Source organism: Endozoicomonas sp. ONNA2 (assembly GCF_024606365.1).
Taxonomy (GTDB): Bacteria; Pseudomonadota; Gammaproteobacteria; order Pseudomonadales; family Endozoicomonadaceae; genus Endozoicomonas.
Window position 1 is genome coordinate 1 of the sequence record NZ_JAHHPO010001024.1, and the last position, 1,105, is coordinate 1,105.

General features: G+C 51.6%; 1 protein-coding gene. It reads left to right on the top strand.

The annotated features are described in order from the left end of the window. Nucleotides 1-25 precede the first annotated feature (25 nt). Nucleotides 26-1,105 (top strand): hypothetical protein (locus KDK14_RS18205; protein WP_257266618.1); only part of this gene is annotated, 1,080 nt, incomplete at its 3' end.

A 1,105-nucleotide genomic window follows, 5' to 3' on the forward strand; every position in this document is an offset into this window, starting at 1 on the left:
TATGCAACATCATCGAGACCTGTTTATGATTCAGCAACCTATTCAACAGTCCATTCAGCAACCAATTTATGGCAGCGCTTCCCAACGTTCAGGGAATGGCGTAGAGCATTCCTGGCTTGGCCATGGCGTTGCTGTTGCTAAAGCATTTGCGAAATCATTGATTCCGATGGAAGATCCTCGCTTAAGTATTAATCCCAATAAAACACTGGAAGATATCGGGCGACTGGCCACAGCAATTATCCTGCCGTCGAGTCCCATCCTTTTCATAGCGAAAGATATTGCCGATGCCTGGTTCGCTAGCTCTGTGCCCGGGCCAGATGTCAAACCGGAATTACCACAGACATCAAAAGCAACCGGGGAAGAGGCTCAGGAACAAGAACCCGGCTCGAAAGACGTACCCCTTCAACAGCCATCCACGACCCGCTATCAAGGGAGTCAGGGAACCAGAGGACTGCTTGCGCTTGGCACGCTGGCCAGCTCTTTTCAGTATGCCAATTCGGCTGCCATTGCCGATGGTTCACAACCCATAAAGATTAATGATACGAAAACCCTGGGCAAGATCGGCCATGACCCTGAATTTCCACTGAACGGTACATACGAACAGGCGAAGAATATTGCTGTCACTCCAGATCATCAATCCATTGGCAATATTACCCATCCATTCACCGGGAAGTACGATGGGCAGTGCCGTGACATCAGCGGCCTGTCTGGCTGTTTTGTTAACAACCTGAAAGGCAGCATCAGTCGCCTTAGCTTTACTGGTGCCAATATAAACTCCACGGAGGTGAGCGGGTTAGCAGCCTGTGTTGTTGATGTTAATGGCACAGTCAGTGATATCTGGGCCGAAAATGTTCATATTTCCACCCGGGGTGACAAAGCTTACGCGGGCATTGGGGGAGGAGAGGTTAGAGGAACGGTTGCCAACATTACGGCGTTGAACAGCACGGTGGAAACCGATGGTTATCGTGCATACGCCGGCATCGGGGGGGGCTGGTTCACGATGGAGGAATGGTTGCCAACACCACGGCGGTGGACAGTACGGTCGAAACCTCGGGTAAATTTGCACACGTCGGCATCGGGGGGGGGAGGGTTTTCGGAATGGTTG